The sequence below is a fragment of the Ferrovum sp. PN-J185 genome, from assembly GCF_001581925.1.
GTDB lineage: Bacteria > Pseudomonadota > Gammaproteobacteria > Burkholderiales > Ferrovaceae > PN-J185.
Genome location: NZ_LQZA01000003.1, coordinates 52,299 through 71,652 on the forward strand (window position 1 = coordinate 52,299; position 19,354 = coordinate 71,652).

At 41.7% G+C, this 19,354-nt stretch carries 21 protein-coding genes; 11 read left to right on the forward strand and 10 right to left on the reverse strand.

The window, feature by feature from the left end:
- Nucleotides 1-101: 101 nt before the first annotated feature.
- The 5 genes from mltA to FV185_RS06335 all read left to right on the forward strand — a co-directional run bounded on the left by mltA (nucleotide 102) and on the right by FV185_RS06335 (nucleotide 5,519).
- Entirely contained in the window at nucleotides 102-1,313 is a 1,212-nt protein-coding gene (gene mltA, locus FV185_RS06315) for a murein transglycosylase A (protein ID WP_082787082.1), read from the forward strand.
- A 64-nt stretch (nucleotides 1,314-1,377) separates the two neighbouring features.
- Nucleotides 1,378-2,646: a glutamyl-tRNA reductase gene (hemA, locus tag FV185_RS06320; RefSeq protein ID WP_231862159.1), complete on the forward strand. Its 1,269-nt coding sequence runs from the start codon at nucleotides 1,378-1,380 to the stop codon at nucleotides 2,644-2,646.
- 5 nt (nucleotides 2,647-2,651) lie between these two features.
- Nucleotides 2,652-3,731, forward strand: coding sequence for a peptide chain release factor 1 (gene prfA, locus FV185_RS06325; protein WP_067495218.1), 1,080 nt, complete (start codon nucleotides 2,652-2,654; stop codon nucleotides 3,729-3,731).
- Entirely contained in the window at nucleotides 3,728-4,546 is an 819-nt protein-coding gene (gene prmC, locus FV185_RS06330) for a peptide chain release factor N(5)-glutamine methyltransferase (RefSeq protein ID WP_067495221.1), read from the forward strand. The genes prfA and prmC overlap by 4 nt, the downstream gene beginning before the upstream one ends.
- Nucleotides 4,547-4,592: 46 nt before the next feature.
- Complete coding sequence (locus FV185_RS06335; protein ID WP_067495224.1) at nucleotides 4,593-5,519, forward strand: hypothetical protein; 927 nt, start codon at nucleotides 4,593-4,595, stop codon at nucleotides 5,517-5,519.
- Here FV185_RS06335 and grxD read toward each other — a convergent pair.
- Nucleotides 5,516-5,818, reverse strand: a complete 303-nt coding sequence (gene grxD / locus FV185_RS06340) for a Grx4 family monothiol glutaredoxin (protein ID WP_067495228.1) — start codon at nucleotides 5,816-5,818, stop codon at nucleotides 5,516-5,518. The genes FV185_RS06335 and grxD overlap by 4 nt on opposite strands.
- On the opposite strand from grxD, the gene FV185_RS06345 reads away from it, so the two are divergent.
- On the forward strand, nucleotides 5,799-6,752 hold the full coding sequence (locus FV185_RS06345; RefSeq protein ID WP_067495231.1) for a S1/P1 nuclease: 954 nt from the start codon (nucleotides 5,799-5,801) through the stop codon (nucleotides 6,750-6,752). The genes grxD and FV185_RS06345 overlap by 20 nt on opposite strands.
- Here the strand turns inward: FV185_RS06345 and rfaH are convergent.
- The 3 genes from rfaH to FV185_RS06360 are packed head-to-tail and all read right to left on the reverse strand — an operon-like array spanning nucleotide 6,749 to nucleotide 9,361.
- Nucleotides 6,749-7,255 (reverse strand): transcription/translation regulatory transformer protein RfaH, encoded by a 507-nt coding sequence (rfaH, locus tag FV185_RS06350; RefSeq protein WP_067495234.1) that lies wholly within the window; start codon nucleotides 7,253-7,255, stop codon nucleotides 6,749-6,751. The two genes, FV185_RS06345 and rfaH, sit on opposite strands and share 4 nt — an antisense overlap.
- Before the next feature lies 1 nt (nucleotide 7,256).
- Nucleotides 7,257-7,949, reverse strand: coding sequence for a haloacid dehalogenase type II (locus tag FV185_RS06355; RefSeq protein ID WP_067495237.1), 693 nt, complete (start codon nucleotides 7,947-7,949; stop codon nucleotides 7,257-7,259).
- Nucleotides 7,949-9,361: a mannose-1-phosphate guanylyltransferase/mannose-6-phosphate isomerase gene (locus FV185_RS06360; RefSeq protein ID WP_067495240.1), complete on the reverse strand. Its 1,413-nt coding sequence runs from the start codon at nucleotides 9,359-9,361 to the stop codon at nucleotides 7,949-7,951. Before FV185_RS06360 ends, FV185_RS06355 begins: the two co-directional genes overlap by 1 nt.
- Before the next feature lie 220 nt (nucleotides 9,362-9,581).
- Between FV185_RS06360 and FV185_RS06365 the strand changes: the two genes are divergently transcribed.
- The 4 genes from FV185_RS06365 to FV185_RS06380 all read left to right on the forward strand — a co-directional run bounded on the left by FV185_RS06365 (nucleotide 9,582) and on the right by FV185_RS06380 (nucleotide 13,129).
- Nucleotides 9,582-10,580: a fatty acid desaturase gene (locus tag FV185_RS06365; RefSeq protein ID WP_067495242.1), complete on the forward strand. Its 999-nt coding sequence runs from the start codon at nucleotides 9,582-9,584 to the stop codon at nucleotides 10,578-10,580.
- Nucleotides 10,581-10,747: 167 nt separating this feature from the next.
- Entirely contained in the window at nucleotides 10,748-11,542 is a 795-nt protein-coding gene (gene lgt / locus FV185_RS06370; RefSeq protein ID WP_082787065.1) for a prolipoprotein diacylglyceryl transferase, read from the forward strand.
- A 100-nt stretch (nucleotides 11,543-11,642) separates the two neighbouring features.
- Entirely contained in the window at nucleotides 11,643-11,960 is a 318-nt protein-coding gene (locus FV185_RS06375; RefSeq protein WP_067495245.1) for a c-type cytochrome, read from the forward strand.
- 23 nt (nucleotides 11,961-11,983) lie between these two features.
- Nucleotides 11,984-13,129, forward strand: a complete 1,146-nt coding sequence (locus FV185_RS06380; protein WP_067495248.1) for a branched-chain amino acid ABC transporter substrate-binding protein — start codon at nucleotides 11,984-11,986, stop codon at nucleotides 13,127-13,129.
- A gap of 3 nt (nucleotides 13,130-13,132) precedes the next feature.
- Here the strand turns inward: FV185_RS06380 and FV185_RS06385 are convergent, their stop codons facing one another.
- From FV185_RS06385 to hemF, 5 genes are read right to left on the reverse strand one after another with little or no spacing between them, the layout of a single operon-like run.
- Nucleotides 13,133-13,834: an ABC transporter ATP-binding protein gene (locus FV185_RS06385; RefSeq protein WP_067495251.1), complete on the reverse strand. Its 702-nt coding sequence runs from the start codon at nucleotides 13,832-13,834 to the stop codon at nucleotides 13,133-13,135.
- On the reverse strand, nucleotides 13,824-14,600 hold the full coding sequence (locus FV185_RS06390; protein WP_067495254.1) for an ABC transporter ATP-binding protein: 777 nt from the start codon (nucleotides 14,598-14,600) through the stop codon (nucleotides 13,824-13,826). Before FV185_RS06390 ends, FV185_RS06385 begins: the two co-directional genes overlap by 11 nt.
- Entirely contained in the window at nucleotides 14,593-15,621 is a 1,029-nt protein-coding gene (locus tag FV185_RS06395) for a branched-chain amino acid ABC transporter permease (protein WP_067495257.1), read from the reverse strand. Before FV185_RS06395 ends, FV185_RS06390 begins: the two co-directional genes overlap by 8 nt.
- The gene (locus FV185_RS06400) at nucleotides 15,621-16,544 is read right to left on the reverse strand and encodes a branched-chain amino acid ABC transporter permease (protein WP_067495260.1); all 924 of its coding nucleotides are present in this window, start codon (nucleotides 16,542-16,544) and stop codon (nucleotides 15,621-15,623) included. Before FV185_RS06400 ends, FV185_RS06395 begins: the two co-directional genes overlap by 1 nt.
- 3 nt (nucleotides 16,545-16,547) lie before the next feature.
- Nucleotides 16,548-17,444 (reverse strand): oxygen-dependent coproporphyrinogen oxidase, encoded by an 897-nt coding sequence (hemF, locus tag FV185_RS06405; RefSeq protein ID WP_067495263.1) that lies wholly within the window; start codon nucleotides 17,442-17,444, stop codon nucleotides 16,548-16,550.
- Nucleotides 17,445-17,512: 68 nt separating this feature from the next.
- On the opposite strand from hemF, the gene FV185_RS06410 reads away from it, so the two are divergent.
- Nucleotides 17,513-18,082 carry an L-threonylcarbamoyladenylate synthase gene (locus FV185_RS06410; RefSeq protein ID WP_067495266.1) on the forward strand — a complete coding sequence of 190 codons (570 nt, stop codon included), beginning with the start codon at nucleotides 17,513-17,515 and terminating at the stop codon, nucleotides 18,080-18,082.
- 1 nt (nucleotide 18,083) lies between these two features.
- Here FV185_RS06410 and purD read toward each other — a convergent pair whose 3' ends face one another.
- The gene (gene purD, locus FV185_RS06415) at nucleotides 18,084-19,352 is read right to left on the reverse strand and encodes a phosphoribosylamine--glycine ligase (RefSeq protein ID WP_067495271.1); all 1,269 of its coding nucleotides are present in this window, start codon (nucleotides 19,350-19,352) and stop codon (nucleotides 18,084-18,086) included.
- Nucleotides 19,353-19,354 lie beyond the last annotated feature (2 nt).

Sequence of the window (19,354 nt, forward strand, 5' to 3'; positions counted from 1 at the left end):
ATATGTTTAGTTTATTCTAACAGAGTGTGCGCAGGGCTTGATAACCACCCTCATAATCTTTTTTGCGAATGAAAAAAATCGTTATAATGAATTATTATTTTATGAACAAGTATTTAACACTCTTTTTATTACTATTTGTAACAGGTTGCGCAAGCTTACCTCAAGATAATCAATTATCAAAAGAGGAAGCCAAGCCCTCTCAAGCATGTCCTACTCCATCAAATACCTCTGGGCAAGCTATTACAACACTTCAATCACCCAAGTTCATAGAAGATAGCTTTAGTAATTTACCTAATTGGCAACATGGCGTTAGTCTTGACTCATGGCAGGCGCTCCTTCGGCAATGTGTTCCTTTAGAAAAAGACGCTCATTGGTTACCTATCTGCCAACGAGCTAGAGCACTTGGAAAAGATACTACCGAGGAGACTCGTAAAATCTTTTTTGAGCAGCATTTTGATGTATGGCGTATTGAAAACCCAGACGGAACAAAAACTGGACTTATCACAGGTTACTACGAACCTGTTATGAAAGGCAGTCTTGTACGAACGAAATACTATACCTACCCCATTTACGGTGAACCCAAGGATTTACTAACGATTGATTTGGGCAGTGTGGTACCAGAACTAAAGGGCAAAAGATTACGAGGACGATTACAAGGTCAAAAAGTTGTCCCTTATCTATCAAGAACAGATATTGAACTTGAAGATCAACCGCTTAACGCCCCAGTACTGGCCTATGTGCATGACCCTATTGACTTGTTTTTCATGCAAATTCAAGGTTCTGGACAAATTGTATTAGCCAATGGCCAACACTTACATTTAGGGTATGCCGATCAAAATGGTTATCCCTATCGCTCTATTGGCCGTTACTTAATTGACCAAGGTGAACTCACCTTAAGTAATGCGTCTGTCAACGGCATAAAAAAATGGCTACATAACCACCCCCATCAACTACATCACCTGCTGAATCAAAACCCCAGTTATGTATTTTTTAGAATTTTACCTGATAGCTTAAAAGATCCGCTGGGGGCACTTGGCGTACCACTCACCCCTAAAGCAAGCCTAGCCATTGATACCCGTGTCATCGCGTTGGGTACGCCTATTTTCCTTGATACTACTTTACCAAATACTTCCCGTCCTTTAAGACAATTAATGTTTGGCCAGGACATGGGAGGAGCTATACGCGGTGCAATAAGAGCTGATTTTTACTGGGGCACTGGCAATGAAGCTGGTAAAGAAGCAGGCTCAATGAGACAATCAGGTCGTATGTGGGTTTTCTACCCCAAAGGACTCACTCCTTCTCAATCACATTAAAGGACAGAGATGCGGTTAGCGGTTTATAATGTATTAATTATAGTTTATTGCATTGGTTAGTAGATTGGCTGATTCAACCTCTTTTATTCACACTTTTGGGCTTAATCATGATAGCGCCCCGCTTGCTGTGCGTGAAAGAATTGCTTTCAATGATGAGCAATTAATTCCCGCATTGATTAAGCTTAGTGAAGACACTCATAGTGATGAGGCAGTCATTCTATCTACTTGCAATCGGACAGAAATTTATGTTCGTAATGAATCGCCTACCTCCATTACAGAATGGCTGCAACAGCACCATCACTTAGGGCAATTTGATATCAGCCAATACCTCTATCAGCTCAACGGTAGCGCAGTAGCACACCACGCCTTTAAAGTTGCTTCTGGCTTGGATTCCATGGTTCTTGGCGAACCACAAATTCTAGGACAGGTAAAACAAGCAGTAAGAATAGCCAGTGAGGCGGGAACGTTAGGCCCAATGCTTGATAAACTGTTCCAAATTACTTTTTCAGTAGCCAAAGAAGTACGAAGTCAAACGGCGATTGGCGAGCGTTCTGTATCTCTTGCCGCCGCTGCACTGAAATTAACACATAGTGTATTAGGTAACACGAGCGATCAAAAGATTCTGTTTATTGGTGCCGGTGAGATGATAGAACTGGTTGCCACTCACTTTGCTGCTAAAAACCCACAGCAAATCACTATTGCCAATCGCACACTGGAACGAGGTCGACTTTTAGCTGAGCGCTTTAAAGGTCAAGCCGTTACGTTGTCAGAGCTCACTAGAGAAATTCCATTGCATGATGTGATTATTTCTTGCACAGCCAGTCACTTACCGCTAATTGGCAAAGGTATGATTGAAAATGCATTGAAAAGCAGAAAACACAAACCTATGGTATTGGTTGATCTTGCTGTACCACGTGACATTGAGCCTGAAGTGGGGAAACTGTCTGATATATTCTTGTATACCGTTGATGATTTAGGTGAAATAGTTCAAGAAAACAAAGAGTTACGGCAAGCTGCGGTGGAAGAGGCAGAAAAAATCATTAGCGTGAGAGTTCAAGATTTTATTCATTGGTTACATACTCGAGAAGTGGTTCCGACCATTAAAAAGCTACGCGAGCATGCTGATAACTACCGCCGTATGGAACTTGAGAAAGCCAAAAAAGCATTGTTGCGTGGGGACTCTGCTGAGGCGGTGATTGAACAGCTAGCCAATTCTCTTATGAATAAATTTTTACATCATCCCACGCAGACATTAAACCAAACTCATGGCGAACATCAACAACATTTAATTGATGCTGCCCATAAACTCTTTATCCGCGACCAGGATTCTTAATACACATGAAAGATTCACTTAAAACGAGGCTGATTGCACTTGATCAGCGCCTCACTGAAATTGATGCATTGTTATCCAACCCTAACGTCACTGACGATATGGATCAATATCGCAAACTAACAAAAGAGCATGCTGAAATCACACCGGTAGTACAGTTATTTCATCAATACCAACAAACCAACCAAGATATTGATGCTGCTCAACTGATGTTACAAGATCCAGAGCTCAAAGAGTTTGCAGAGGAAGAAATTAAATCTGGTAGAGAACATATTGAGTCTATTGAAAATCAAATACAAAAAGAGCTTCTCCCTAAAGACCCTAATGATGATCGCAATATATTCATGGAAATTAGAGCAGGGACAGGAGGAGACGAATCAGCCTTATTTGCTGGCTCATTATTTCGCATGTACTCACGTTACGCAGAACGACAAGGTTGGCCTATCGAAATTATTTCACACAGCGATGGGGAAGTGGGTGGATTTAAAGAGATTATTTTTAGAATTGAAGGGCACGGCGCCTACTCACGTCTTAAGTTTGAATCGGGTGGACATCGTGTGCAACGTGTTCCGGAAACTGAAACACAAGGAAGAATTCACACCTCTGCGTGTACTGTAGCGGTGATGCCTGAAGCTGACGAAGTGGCTGATGTCACACTCAATCCTGCCGAATTACGTATTGATACCTTTCGTGCAAGTGGCGCTGGTGGACAACACATCAATAAAACCGATTCTGCAGTTCGTATCACCCATATCCCAACCGGTATTGTGGTTGAGTGCCAAGACGGTCGCAGTCAACATAAAAATAAAGCACAGGCGATGGCTGTGTTGGTAGCTCGTATTAGAGACAAACAATTAAGGGAGCAGCAAGCAAAAGAAGCCGCCACCAGAAAATCACTCATTGGTAGTGGTGACAGATCAGAACGTATCCGCACATATAACTTCCCACAAGGCAGAGTGACTGACCATCGCATTAACCTTACACTATATAAAATCGATGCCATCATGGACGGCGATATTAACGAATTAACCTCAATTCTTATGGCTGAGCATCAAGCGGAATTATTGGCAAATCTAGGTGAAGAGTGATTATAGCTGAGGCACTCAATAAAAGCGCCCCTTTGTCTCTTGAAAGACGTCGACTAGTCGAATATCTCACTCAACAAAACTACGCTTATTTATTAGCTCATGCCAATGATAGTCTTAGCGAGGCGCAAACTAGTTTGTTTCATCAGCTTCTGCAACGCCTACACCTTGGTGAACCCTTAGCCTATGTAATTGGGGAACAAGAGTTCTATGGACTATCATTTAAGGTGAATCCTGCGGTTCTTATTCCTCGGGCGGATACGGAATTATTAATTGATACTGCTGTTCCACTGCTTAACTCACTCAGCCATCCACGCTGCCTTGATTTGGGTACTGGCTCAGGGGCAATTGCTATTACATTGTGTGCACTGTGTCCTCATATAGAAATGACTGCCGTTGATGTTTCTATTGATGCGTTAGCTGTAGCTCAAGATAACGCCAGCCGGCTATTAAAAGAAAGAGTAACTCAGCTGTCTTGGCTACACAGTGATTGGTATAACAATGTTTCAGGACACTATGACATTATCGTGTCCAATCCCCCTTATATTGCTGAGGGAGACACCCACTTAACTGAAGATGGTTTACCCTTTGAGCCACAACTAGCCTTAACCTCCCCTTGGCGTGGGACGCAAGCATTGCAACATATTATTACTGAAGCACCACGTTTTCTGACAAGACCGGGCTATTTACTTGTTGAACATGGTTATGATCAAGAAAATCCTGTCCATGCATTGATGAAAGAAGCCGGCTTTAACCATATAAAGACCTATCAAGATTTAAATCGGCTACCCAGATTAACAAGCGGGATTTTGCGCTAAATTAGTGTAAAATTATGTTGCATAGTCCTATAAAGACGACTTAATTATGGATCGAGAAGCTACCCTACCAGGATCACGCCGTAATGTTAATGGTGTAGAACGAGTTTTTTATGATGGTTATTGGATTAAATACTACACTCCACCTGCCGACTCTTTAACCGCCAAAAAGCAATTAATTACTGCGCTAACAAGACGTTTGTTTAATCATGTAGAGCACGGGATAAATATTCCTGGTTCTCGCTTAAATCAAGCACGACTGAGTTATGAAGAAGAAATTGACCCCAGCCTAAAACGAGTGAAAGGGGCCATGTTGGCAGGATCTCTGTTTAATCGTGCCACAGACATCATTACTAAATTAGTTGAAATACAAGAACTTGGGGTCGAAATTGGTTCTGATAACGGACTATTACGTGAATGTGGCCGCTGCCTTCAAGAAGCATTAAGTTTAGGTAGATTAGTATTACATCGCAGCGGTGAAGAAGGTATTGATGAGTTATGGGGAGAGCCTCTTCATGCTTTCTCTATTCCAGTGGACGCTTTTTATGAGAGTCGCTACATCAAAATCGCCTCCACCATGCGTGACGTTGATCGTATTGGTCAAGCTTTAACCAAAACCTTTTTGCCAGAAAGTGCATACGATGGCATACAACCACTAATTGAAGAAGTCACTCGGACAGCCCATTTAAAAGTTGAAACGTTACAAACAGATAATGCTATTTTTACTGTATGGCCTAACTTTGTGGTGGCCAGTGAAAAATTGTTGTCATTTCGCCCGCAACCCAAAGTAGATGCCAGCTTGGAATACAATCGATTACAGGATGAAGGGGTGAGACTCATCTCTCAAGGACAAGCTATTGTTAGCGACATAATCCGCGCTCGCACACCCATGCCTAAAACAACAAGAGAATACATCGCGCGGCTTGATGCTTATCGTGAGAAAGTGATTCGTGAGGCCGCGCGAAGTCAAGGTTAAATAATATCTTTTAATTCACCACTTTGATACATTTCAGTCATAATATCTGAACCACCAATGAATTCACCATTGATGTAAAGTTGGGGAATGGTTGGCCAATTGGCATATTCTTTAATACCTTGACGAATTTCAGGGTCTTGGAGAACATCTACAGCCAAAAAGTCATTCACACCACTGGCACGTAAAATTTTAACTGCATTTGCTGAAAAGCCACACTGAGGGAAATCAGGACTGCCTTTCATATACAACACAACCTTATTTGATTTAACTTGATTATCAATGACATCTCTTGCTGACATGGCTCAATTTCTCCATAAAAAACATATAAAAAGATATTATCCTAGGGCTTTGATTTACTATCAAGGTTTAATTGGACTAATTTTGTCCTTTTTTTGTTCCACTGTCTTTGCGTGGGGTGATGTCGGTCATGAAGTGGTCATGGCCATCGCCTGGCAACACTTGAATCAGCATAGTAAAGCAGCCATTGAATCACTACTAGAAAAAGATAATAGTACACTTACGGCAAAGACACCTATAGCTATGGCCACTTGGGCTGATCGCTATCGTAGTCAAAAAAGTAGTGATGGCAACGATGCCTATCAACATACCCATTTATGGCATTTTATTGATCTGAACATTGACCATCCGAATCTAGATAAAGCCTGTTTTCATTTTCCAAGTAATCCGGGATTTGCCAGTGAGGGGCCTAGTCATGACTGCGTTACCCACAAAATCAAAGAGTTTTCTGACGAGCTAAAACGTTTTTACGCGAGCTCTAACCCTAGGGAACAACAAGAAGCTATCTTGGCTATGAAGTTCTTAGTTCATTTTATGGGGGACTTACACCAACCACTTCATGCCAGCGATCATCATGATAGTGGTGGCAATAGAGTAAAAATCTTCTTTCAGCAAAAACAAATTAACTTACATCATTTTTGGGATACAACTATTGTCTTGTCATTAGGCTCTGATCCCAATCAAATTGCTTTTATGCTCAATAAAGAAATTACCAACGACAATTTACGTAATTGGCAGAAAGGAACGCTACTAGATTGGACTAAGGAGTCTTTTGGAACAGCAAGACAATTGATCTATGAGCCATTGTTAATGAGTCATGATAAAAACTTTTATAATCATCAACAACATATTATCGAAGCACAACGCATCGCAAAAATTCAATTAGAAGAGGCAGGAATTCGTCTTGCTTATTTACTCAATCAAGATTTCAATTAAGCCAAAGTAACTTGATTAATAGGAAATGTTAAGCGTTGAATCTTACCTAATAACTCAATCAATACCAATACCCTGGCTTCTCCAGTACTTGCTGCATTGATTTTCTCGAGTACCCCTATCAATCCTTTAAAGGGTCCCTCTCTAACAAGTAACGTATCACCTTGTTGATAAAGAGGTTTAGGATAAGCTGCGGAGTTCTCACACATGCTTCTAATATCTTCAATAATTACATCTGGCACAATAGCCGGTGTGCCTCCAAAGAGCAGTAGCCCACTTCCTACCCCTCGAGTTGATCGAATGGTGTAGCTGTCATCATGGGTGTAATCAAGTTGTATAAACAAATAACGCGGAAACAAAGGCTCTTGTACTTTTTGAATCTTATTACTTTTTTTCTTCTCAACAACAATTTTAGGTAAATAAATAGTAAACCCCTGATTGGCGAGCTCGAGTTCAGCACGCTCTTCATCACGCGGTTTTGCTTGAACCACATACCACTTTTTCATATTAATTGAGCAAATCTAATATATCTGTTAACTGACGGCCCACTTTAGTGGGATGAGGGCCTATTTCCTCTAAAGGGAAATTATATCGATTCACCCAAAAAGTTTTAAAGCCAAACCAGGTAGCACCCAACGCATCCCAACCGTTACTTGATACAAAAAGAATGTCTTGCTTATGACAAGCAAATTGGTTGAGAGCTAAGTTGTAAGTTTCAGGAGCAGTTTTAAATAAACGTACCGGCTCCACTGTTAAAATGGCATTTAAGTAAGCATCAAATCCTGCCGCTTTAACTACTTTATTTAACATCTCATGGGACCCGTTTGATAGGATTGCCGTATTGATTTTCTTTTCGTGCAAGGCTCGTAAAACAGATAAATTTTCTGGAAAAGGAGTTAACTGATTATAAGCATCCATTAGTTGACGCTCTTTGTCATCGTTTAATAGCAATGACAATCGCTTACATGCATAACGCAAAGCGCAACGGGTTATTTCTTCAAACGGTAAATAATATTGGCTTCCCTGAGGGTTATGAGGATCACTCTGCGTAATAAGACGAGTATATTCAATTTGCTTATCACGCCAAATTTGTGACAATGCTTGCCCGTTACCTGGGAAAAGCTCTTCTGCTAACACGCCAACTGAATAGACATCAAATAAAGTACCGTACGCATCGAATACCACAGCTTTAATTGCCATTAACTTCTCCCATAACCGTCGTCAAAACGCACAATGTCATCTTCCCCTAAATATCCACCTGATTGAACTTCAATAATTTCCAGTGGTTCTGTTGTTAAATTTTCAAGACGATGTTTAATACCTAAGGGAATATAGATAGATTGGTTCTCAGATAAAGTCAATATATCTTCATCACGAGTAACAGTCGCAGTTCCTTTTACCACTACCCAATGCTCGGCACGATGGTGATGCATTTGTAAAGATAACCTTCCGCCGGGCTTGACTGTGATTCTTTTCACTTGAAAACGTTCACCTCGATCTACTGAATCAAACTCGCCCCACGGTCTTGGAACACGTCGGTGCTGAAGTGCTTCAGGGACCTCAGCTTCTTGTAAATGACTAACTACTTGCTTTACTTTTTCAACCTGATCTTTATGGGTCACCAACAAGGCATCTTGTGTATCAACAATAATCAGATCAGTTACACCCAGAGCGACAACCGGTCGATGTTGAGCATAGATATAATTATTTTGGCTATCCAAGACATGGGCTTGTCCCTCTAATCGATTCCCCTGATTATCAGGTTCTGTGAGTTGCGCCAACGCATTCCAACTACCAACGTCACTCCATACACCAGAGAATGGCATCACTGCCACGTTATCCGCTTTTTCAAATAACGCTGTGTCAATGGGATGGGATGGAATAGTTTGGTATTCCGCTTGACTGACACGTACAAAATGTTGGTCCGTTTGTTGGGTTAAATATGCCTTATTCACTGCCGCGAGAATATCAGGTGCGTAGCGTGCACAAGCTTGAATGAGAGCATCCTTACGCATTAAGAATATTCCCGCATTCCATAAACAATGTGGGTTACTCAATAACTCTATAGCGCGTGTTAAATTGGGCTTTTCAATAAATCCTTTTACAAAATTTACTGTTGAATGAGGGACTTTTTCCTCACTAGCCTGGATATAGCCATAGGCCGTACTGGGTTCTGTTGGCACCACACCAAAGGTGACAAGGTATCCCGCTTGGGCTGCATGCTTAGCTTCACTAATCATTTTAGAAAAAGCCAAGTGATCTGGAATATGGTGATCTGCCGGACAAAATAACAACAAATCCTCATCGTGCTTAACATACAGTGCCGCGTACAGTATTGCAGCAGCCGTATTTCTTGCAACAGGTTCTAATAAATGAACGGCATTGACCTCAGCCTGTTGAGCCGCATCATCCACCAAAAACCGATGTTCCTCAGAGGATACCGTTAGAACAGATGGGTTTAATTGCTTCACTCTTTCAAAAGTGAGCTGTAACAAACTCTTGTTATTAATTAAAGGTACAAATTGTTTAGGGAAAGCTTTTCTAGATAAAGGCCACAAGCGTGTCCCACTCCCCCCGCACAAAATGACTGGTTGTATAGTTCCACTCGCCATTTTGAATTACATCCAAAAAATAATTAAATTAAACTTCTTATTCTACCTAATATCAAATTGCATATAAAATTTATACGATTTTACACAATGACTGTAAATAGTAACAATCGATAAGTAGTTTGTCTAAAATCAAATCATCGTGAACTACTATTTGCTAGTTTTGTCTTACAATTGATATAATTTAGTACGGATCCGTATTTTTTGTCATCATTTTGTAACCATGAATACTTCAATAAGACAACCTATTTATCACCCCGTGGCACTATTAGGTGCCTTGATTGCTATTATTTTTGCCTGGCTGCCAAGCTTATGTCTGATACTTGGGCATCCTGGTTGGCCCTTATGGATTGGCCTTATTGCTTTACCAATCCTTGAATTGGTATTTCATCGCTACCAAGGACCGATTCCCTATTGGCGTTTCGGCGTATTGCGAGTCATTATTGCCGTTATTACCATTCAAGGTATTGTTGGTGCCTTATTAGCCGTTAATTATCCTTGGTGGTTGGTTATTCTAGCCGGAGCAGGATCAGGGTATGCAGCTGGTGGCTCAGGCAATGCGTTAGGTCATGAATTAGGACACAGTCGTTCTATTTGGGATAAACGCCTTGCTAAATGGTTTTTTACTACGGTTTGTTTTGGTCATTACACACAAGAACATGGCGCAGGTCATCATGTTCTTGTTGGTACCCCAAAAGACAGTCTTTACACACATGTTAGTGACAATTTAACCAGTTTTTCTAAACGTAACATGATCAAGCAACTACGTTTAGGTATTGAAATTGCTACAGCCCGAAGAAACATTTGGTCTGAAGTGTATGGTCCCATCTTCTTTTATATTGTTTTAAATATCATCATTGGCTATTTTGCAGGTTTCAAAGGCGTTGTATTTATGATGGCACAAACCATAGTGATGTATATGGTAGATGCCTCCATCACTTTCATACAACACTGGGCATTACACCGCAATCAAGTTAACGGTCGTTATGAGCGCGTTGGCCCTCAACATACCTGGGATTGTAACAATTGGATTACAACCGTAGTCTCATTTAATAATTGCCGCCATGTTGATCACCACATTAATCCAGGAAAAGATTTGAATGGCCTTGAAAACGTTCCAGAGGCTCCACAAATGCCTTATGGATATGCCGTTATGGGAACATTGGCTAACTTCCCTGGTTTATTTAGACGTGTCATGGAACCACATTTACCACAACACTAATAATACTTGTCACTTCTCAGGCATCAGTTAAATCACGAACTGTAAAACTGATGCCTATCTAAATGTCTACCCAACATAGATTTAGCAACCAAAGAGTATCTGTACACTGCCAAATAGTTTAATGCGTATAATCTGGTTTTACGTTAAGTTAAGTAAGGTTGATCATCATGCTGGTACATCCAAACTTTGACCCTGTGGCCATTCATATTGGCCCTCTTGCTGTGCGCTGGTACGGCTTGATGTACCTGTTTGGCTTTCTTGCAGGGTCTTACGTGGGTCATTGGCGTGCCAAGACACAGCCATGGCTAAAATGGGACGTTGATGAAGTAGATCAATTTCTAACGTACGTTGTTTTTGGTGTTGTTTTGGGTGGTCGTTTAGGTTACGTACTCTTTTATAAACCTGACTATTATTTTTCTCATCCTCTTGATATCTTTGCTGTATGGCAAGGGGGAATGTCTTTTCATGGTGGTTTTTTAGGAGTAACGATTGGCAGTATGTTATTTGCTAGAAAAACACAACGGCGCTGGTTAGAGGTTACTGACTTTGTTGCGCCCTTAGTTACTTTCGGATTAGGATTTGGTCGCCTTGGTAACTTCATAAACGGAGAATTACCAGGACGCCCTACTTCTTTGCCATGGGGTATGGTTTTTCCTCAAACAGATCTCATAGCGCGCCATCCGTCACAAATCTATGAAGCCATACTTGAGGGACTAGTGCTTGGTACTATTCTCGTTATAGCAAGTCGACGCCAACGCCCAATAGGGGTATTGTCCTCTTATTTTTTAATGGGTTACGGTAGCTTCCGATTTTTAGTTGAATTCACACGCGAACCAGATAATTTTCTTGGTTTACTTACTTTTGGTCTCAGTATGGGTCAATGGTTAAGCTTACCCATGGTTATTGTCGGCATTTGGCTATGGAGAACTTCATTAAAATCGGCTATTATAAAAAGTGAATAATAAAGCTTTTTATATGGCAGGTAGAAAGTAACAAAAACGAAGAAAACCGACAACGAGAACGTTGATACTGCCTTTGGTAATTATTTTTTGGGAGAAAAAAATGAATAAACTCGTGTCTTCAACTCTAGCCCTTTCACTAGCTTGCCTTTCATTCACCACTTTTGCTGCAGAAAAGGGTGAGACTCTTGCGGCTCAACACGGCTGCCTGTCATGTCACGCTGTTGACCATAAAATTGTAGGCCCCGCTTACAAAGATGTCGCTAAAAAATACCAAGGTGTTGCCGGTATTGAAGATAAACTCTTTCATAAAGTAAGAAACGGTGGTGGAGGCGTATGGGGTGCCATGGCTATGCCTGCCCAAAAAACAGTCTCTGATGCGGATTTACACACTATTTTAAAATGGGTTTTAAGCAGATAAACAAATAAGGAGCGGTTAATTTTATGGATGTTAAACACGCAGTCAAGACTACTATTTTATTAACCGCTCTAGCACTTCTTTCAAGTTGTCAAAAAAGTAGTCCTTCTACTTCCAGCGATACACTGGAGGTACTAATTGGCTCTGCGGCACCTTTAACGGGTCCACAATCACACCTAGGTCAAGACAACGCCAATGGAGCACAACTGGCTGTTGATGATGCGAATAAAGAGCATATCGTTATTAATGGCAAAAAAATACATTTCACCCTACAAAGTGAAGATGATGCGGCTGATCCTAAAACCGGTACTATCGTTGCACAAAAATTTGCTGATCAAAAAGTGAATGGTGTAGTGGGGCATTTGAATTCGGGAACGACAATTCCTGCTTCACGCATATACTCTGATGCAGGAATTGTTCAGATTTCTCCTTCAGCGACCAATCCCAAATATACCCAACAAGGTTTTAAAACCGCTTTCCGTGTTATGGCTAACGATATACAGCAGGGCAAAGTCTTGGCGCAATTCACAAGTCAACATCTTAAAGCCAAGCGGGTTGCTATCATTGACGATGCCACTTCCTATGGGCAAGGGTTAGCAGATGAATATGCGAAAAGCTTACAGGGTGTCGAGATCGTTTCTCGTGAACACACAGATGATCACAGTACAGATTTTAGTGCTATCTTAACGCGTATTAAAGGTAAGTCACCTGATGTTATTTTTTATGGCGGTATGGATGCGCAAAGTGGCCCTATGCTAAAACAACTGCGTGATCTACGTGATAAATCAATCTTTTTAACGGGTGACGGTGGCTGTTCAATTGAATTTGCTCAACTTGCCGGCGCTGCTGCTCAGGGTAGTTTTTGTAGCCTTCCTGGTGTACCACTTAACAAAATGCCCAAAGGCGTAGACTTTCAAACCCGATTTAAAGCGAAATACGGTGATATTCAAGACTATGCTCCCTATGCCTATGATGCTGTAGGGGTGATGATTGCAGCCATGAAAAAAGCGCAGTCAGTTGATCCTCAAGTATATGTGAAAGTTATGCCCACTATTCATTATGATGGAGTGACCGCTAATATAGCCTTTGATGATAAAGGTGATCTTAAGGATGGTGAAGTCACACTTTATGAATGGCAGAACGGGAAGAAAGTACCCATCAATAATCAATAACCACTAACCTAAGTAGGCCTGTTGCACCAAGGGATGGTTTAAACAGGCCGCAGCACTCTCTGCCAAGACAATCTCTCCTGTATCCATCACATAAGCCCTGTCGCATAGATTTAATGCTAACCGAGCATTTTGCTCAATTAATAACAAACTTACTCCCGTTTCAACTACACGACCAATAATTTCAAATAAATGGTCAACCATTTGCGGCGCTAACCCCATGCTTGGCTCATCTAGCATAAGTAATTGTGGTTGAGAGAGAAGCGCACGGCCAATAGCCAGCATTTGCTGTTCTCCGCCTGAGAGCGTGCCAGCATTTTGTAAACGTCGCTCATAGAGTCGAGGAAAAATAGCATATACTTGATCTAGATGTTGTTTTAATGAAGAAACAGATCGAGAGTATGCACCCATCCATAAATTTTCTTCAATACTCATACGCTGAAAAATTCCTCGACCTTCAGGTACTAAACATAAGCCTTGCGATACACGAGAAAATGCGGGAACAGTATTAATTAATTTGTCGTTAAATAAAACAGTCCCCTTCTCGATACGCACTAATCCCGCCAAGGCTTTTAAAGTACTACTTTTACCGGCACCATTAGCACCAATAATAGTTACCCTTTCTCCAGAATTAATATGAAAACTAATATCACGTACCGCTTGTATTCCGCCATAACTAACAGATAATTGTTTGACCTCAAGCAGCATGATGATGCCCTTTACCTAAATAAGCCTCAATCACTTTGGGATGAGTTTGTACTGTATCAGCATCGCCTGTGGCAATCACTTCGCCAAAATTTAATACCGTAATATGTTGGCATAGTGACATAATCCATTTCACGTCGTGCTCAATCACAAGTACTGCAGTCCCATCTTGCTTTATCTGTTGGATTAGCAGTGCTAAATCATTACGTTCTTTGATATTCATGCCTGCTGCCGGCTCGTCCAGAGCCAATAATTGAGGCTCAGTAGCAAGCGCCCTGGCTATTTCCAAACGACGTTGGTCACCATAAGAGAGCACTTTGGCGTAATCATTAGCACGCTTTGTTAATCCCACATAGTTTAAAAAAAACAGCGCTTTTTCACGCAAATTGCGTTCTTCTTGACGGGTTTTTTGGGTATCAAAAATAGCCCCTAACACAGACGAATGAGAGCGCATATGTCGACCAACCAAAATATTTTCTAAAACGGTCAAATTATTAAATAAGCGAATATTCTGAAAAGTTCTAGCAATACCATGTTGAGCTACCTTATGAGGGATTCCAACAGGTAGTGGTTTATTTCTGAGCAATATCTCACCCTGATCAGGGCGGTAGAGTCCCGTAATAATATTAAATAGAGTGGTTTTTCCTGCTCCATTAGGACCAATTAATCCCACAATGGCTTGCTCTGGAATATGAATACTGACTTCCTTTAATGCCACCAATCCACCAAAGCGTTTAGAGACTTGATTGATTTCAAGTAGATTAGTCATGATGCATCTCCTTACGTCTTAGTGCAGAAGGGATTAACCCTTCCGGACGAACAAGCATCATAACAACCAAAGCCAAAGCAAACATAATCAAACGAAGATTAGCGGGGTCAACAATCACCTGACCAAATAAACTACGTTGCCAATGCGCGGTCTCTCTTAATAGCTCAGGCAGAATACTCAATAAAAGTGACCCCAAAATAACACCAGGTATGTGCCCCATCCCACCTAATACAACCATACATAAAATCATGACCGACTCCATGAGAGTAAAACTCTCCGGACTAACAAACCCCTGAAATCCAGCAAACAAGCCGCCTGACAAACCGCCCATAGTAGCACCCAAACCAAATGCCAATAACTTATAGCGTTTGGTATGTATTCCTACGCATGAGGCAGCAAGCTCATCTTCTCTAATAGCCATCCAAGCTCGACCTACCCTGGATTTTTCTAATCGATAAGAGAAGATCATCGTCATAATTACTGCCAATAAGAACAAGTAATAAATATTGATGACTGAGGGTATTCTAATGTCACCAAGTAAAAGGCTATGATTAAAAACAAAAGAACCCATATGCAAAGGATCAATATCACTAATTCCTTGCGGTCCATTAGTAATATTCACAGGTGCAGATAAGTTATTAAGAAAAATACGAATAATTTCACCAAAGCCTAAGGTGACAATAGCCAGGTAATCCCCTTTTAAGCGCAAGGTGGGGGCACCTAATAAGACACCAAATAATCCAGCACATAAAGCACCAAGAGGAAGAATAGCCAGTAGGGGCCAATGTATGCCAAATTGTGGTGAGGATAACAGTGCGTAGCAATAAGCCCCCACGGCAAAAAAAGCGATATAACCTAAATCAAGTAATCCAGCATAGCCCACCACCACATTTAATCCCAAAGAGAGCATGAGATAGAGTAAAGAGAAATCAACAATTCTGACCCAGCTTTGCCCTATAGAAAAATAAAGTAGCCAAGGCAAAAACAATACAGTAAGGAGAAGCAATAATTTTTTTCTCATTACACCTTCTCCTGCGTGTTACTACCTAATAAACCATTTGGCTTAAAAATCAAAACTAAAATTAATACCAGAAAAGCAAACGCATCTTTATAGTTACTGCCAAACAAACCATGGGTGATGTCACCAATATATCCCGCCCCAAGCGCTTCTACTACACCTAACAACAACCCACCTAACATAGCCCCTTTCAAATTACCTATGCCACCCAATACAGCAGCAGTAAACGCTTTAAGTCCCAACAAAAAACCCATGGTGTAGTTACCCACAGCGTAATACATCACATCCATTACTCCAGCCACAGCAGCCAGTGCTGAGCCTATAACAAAAGTTTGGGAAATAACACGATCGGTATTCACTCCCATCAGTTGCGCAAAGGCAACACTTTGCGCAGTGGCTCGCATAGCACGACCTAGTTTCGTGTGGTGGACAAGCTGCCAAAGTAAAAACATAAGCAGCAAAGATAAGACAAATATATCAACCTGCAATGCTGAAATAACTACGCCATTCCAAGACCAACTGGTGTTGGTTAAGATGTATGAAAAGGGTAAATAACTTTTACCCCAAATGAGAGCAGCAATTTGCTGCAGCAATAAGGATAAGCCTATCGCTGTAATTAATGGTGCTAGTTTTGGTGCGTGGCGAAGGGGGCGATAGGCTATTTTTTCAATGGTCCAACCAAGTACCATACATACCAACACTGAAACCACTATCGCAACGCTAAGAGAGATGGGTAATGATATACCCTGGTGAACCAGTATCTCACTGATACTAAGTGCAATTAATGCGCCGATCATCACCACATCGCCATGAGCAAAATTGATCAGCTCCATAATGCCATAGACCATGGTATAACCTAGCGCAACTAATGCATAGATACTACCTAAAGTTAACCCATTAACAACTTGTTGCCAAAAAGTACTCACGCGTTAAATCCAATCACGTCCATTAATAAAATCAGTTAGTAAACTCGCTTCAGCACTACCTGGTTCAGCGCTCCAATCATAGCGCCAACGCACTATAGGTGGCAGAGACATAAGAATGGATTCGGTTCTACCTCCAGATTGAAGACCAAATAGTGTTCCTCGATCGTATACCAGATTAAATTCAACATAACGTCCACGGCGATAGGCTTGAAAGTCCCGTTCTCTTTCACCGTAGACATGGTCACGACGTCTCTCAACTATCGGTGCATAAGCATCAATGAAATGATCTCCTACACTCTGCCACAAGGCGCGAGATTGATCCCATCCAAGATCATTAAAGTCATCAAAAAATATCCCACCCACACCGCGTGGTTCTTGGCGGTGTTTTAAATAAAAATACTCATCACACCATTTTTTATATGTTGGATAATAGTTAGCGCCAAAAGGATTCAATGCAGCGCGACAAGTTTCATGAAAGTGAACAGCATCCTCTTTAAAACCATAATAAGGAGTCAAATCCATCCCACCACCAAACCACCACACAGGTTCTTTATGGTCATCAAATGCAATAAAACAACGAACATTCATATGTACTGTGGGCACATAAGGGTTTCTTGGATGAAGAACCAAGGACACACCTAACGCTTCAAAACGACGACCAGCTAACTCTGGGCGATGCTGAGTGGCCGAAGGCGGTAAACCTTGTCCCATAACGTGAGAGAAATTAACGCCCCCTCGTTCAAACAGATTCCCCTCTTCGATCAAGGCACTTATCCCTCCTCCACCTTGAGGACGTTGCCAACTATCAAAACGGAAAGTTTGCCCATCTAATTCCTGACAGCGATTAACGATACGCTTTTGTAACCCCACTAAATAATCTTTAATATCGCTTACATCCATAGTCGCTTTATCCGTTAAAATCAGTATAAACAGTGAAGTGTAACACTCTCAGGCTAATCATATAAACTATGAAACAACATCGACTTTCACAATCACAACGCGCTCTCAGACATTATTTAGCACAAGGAGGAGTTATTGCCTATGCTACCCGTGCTGTCTTTGGACTTGGTTGTTCACCCTATAGCCAACGCGGACTAAAAAAACTTCTCAGCATAAAAAAAAGACCCAGTCACAAGGGATTGATTGTCATTGCCCATCAAGCACGTGAGCTACAAAAACTCCATCATCCACTCACCGCTACTGAACAAAACAGAGTCAATCAAGCGTGGCCTGGTCCTGTGACCTTTTTAGTCCCTGCGCGCCAGCGTTGCCTACCATTAGTGAGAGGACGACACAAAAGCAAAAAAGTGGCTGTGAGAGTGGACGCTCATCCTGATACGCTTACTTTACTGCGGACAATCAAGATGCCCATCACATCCACTAGTGCCAATTTATCTGGACGTCGCCCTATCCGTACTCTACGCGAGTGTCACAGACAACTTGGTAACAAAGTAAAAATCATCAGTGGCCGTACGCTGCGTCACACCCAACCCTCTAAAATAATTGATTTAGCCAATGACCAGATAATTCGCCGTTAAGTTAGTTTTTTAAAGCGCGCCAACCTATATCTCGGCGGTATTGCTGCCCGTCAAATTGAATATCAGCTAAGCGTTGGTAGGCTTTATTAGCTGCAACTCGTAATGTATCGCCTAGTGCTGTCACACACAGTACACGGCCACCGCGAGTGACAAGTTGGCCCTTGTCATCAATCGCAGTTCCAGCATGAAATACGTGACTGTCCAGATCTGACACACCTTGATCAACAATAACATCTCCTGTTCTTGGTGTATTAGGATAGTTATAAGCAGCCATAACAACACCTACCGCACTGCGTCTATCCCACTCAAGATGAACTTGATCTAAACGCCCTTTGACAGCCAAGTCCAGTACTTCCACCAAATCCGACTTGAGACGCATCATAATGGGTTGGGTTTCTGGGTCACCCATACGACAATTAAACTCAAGTGTTTTAATGTCTCCATTAGGACTAATCATTAATCCAGCGTACAGAAAACCAGTATAAGTATTACCCTCTGCTTTCATCCCTCGAATAGTTGGCATAATTACTTCACGCATAATTTTTGCGTGAAGCATGGGTGTAACCACTGGTGCGGGAGAATAGGCCCCCATACCACCTGTATTAGGGCCTAAATCACCATCAAGTAACCGTTTATGATCTTGACTGGTCGCCAAAGGACAAACATTCTCACCATCAGAGAGCACAATAAAACTAGCTTCCTCTCCCTCTAGAAACTCTTCAATCACGACGCGATGTCCGGCACCACCCAGTGCCCCTGAGAACATATGATCAATGGCTTGATGCGCTTCATCAAGACTCATTGCCACCACCACACCTTTCCCTGCAGCAAGGCCATCGGCTTTTATAACGATAGGCGCGCCCTGTTGATCAATATATTGATGAGCGAGAGCAGCCTCTTCAAAAGTAGCATAAGCTGCCGTGGGAATACTATGGCGCATCATAAATGCTTTAGCAAAATCTTTAGAGGCTTCTAATTGACTGGCTAACTGAGTTGGTCCAAAAATAGCTAATCCAGCATTTCTAAATGCATCAACAACACCTTGTGATAAGGGGGCTTCTGGACCAACTACTGTTAAATCAATAGGCTCTTCTTTAGCAAAGCGAACCCATTCATCAACACTATTAAGGTCAACGTTGTATAGCCCCTCTTCACGTTTGGTGCCGGCATTACCTGGTGCCACGTAAACGCGGGATACTTTTTTTGACTGAACAAGACGCCATGCCAAAGCGTGCTCACGTCCGCCCGAACCAATAACTAAAATTTTCATGG